We start from the raw sequence: 584 nt of genomic DNA on the forward strand, positions 1-584 counted from the left end.
GGTCTACACCACCACCTCCCGACCCCCCGCCCCGGGCTCTGCGCGCGCGGGGGCGCGCCCGCCCCGCGCGGGGGGGGGGGGCGCCGGCGCGCCCCCCCCCCCCCCCCTCTCGGTTCACTTCTTCGCGGCGGCCGACGGTGAGACCGAGGCGCTGGGGGTGGTGCTGGGCGCCGCGCTCGGGGTGCCCGTCGCCGTCGGGGCGGGGGTCGGGCAGCCGGGGGCGCCGGTGGGCGTCGCCGTCGGGGTGCCGGTGGGCGTGGCGGTGGGGGACGGGCTGCCCGTCGGGGTGGGCGTGCCCGTGGGCGCGCCGGTCGGGGTGGCCGTGGCCGTCGGGTCCGGGCAGGCCGTGGGCGTACCGGTCGGGGTGCCCGTGGGCGTGCCGCTCGGGGTCGTCGTCGGCGTCCCGGTCGGGGTGCCGGTCGGAGTGGACGTCGGCGTCGCGGTGGGCGACGGCGAACCGGTGGGCGTGGGCGTCGTGGTGGGGGCCGTGGGGGGGGGGGGGCGCGCCGCGCGGGGGGGGGGGGGGGGCGCGCGGGGGCCGGCCCCGGGCCCGCCCCGGGGCGCGGCCCGGCGGCGCGGCGCGG

The organism is Kitasatospora sp. NPDC059577, assembly GCF_042735475.1.
GTDB lineage: Bacteria > Actinomycetota > Actinomycetes > Streptomycetales > Streptomycetaceae > Kitasatospora.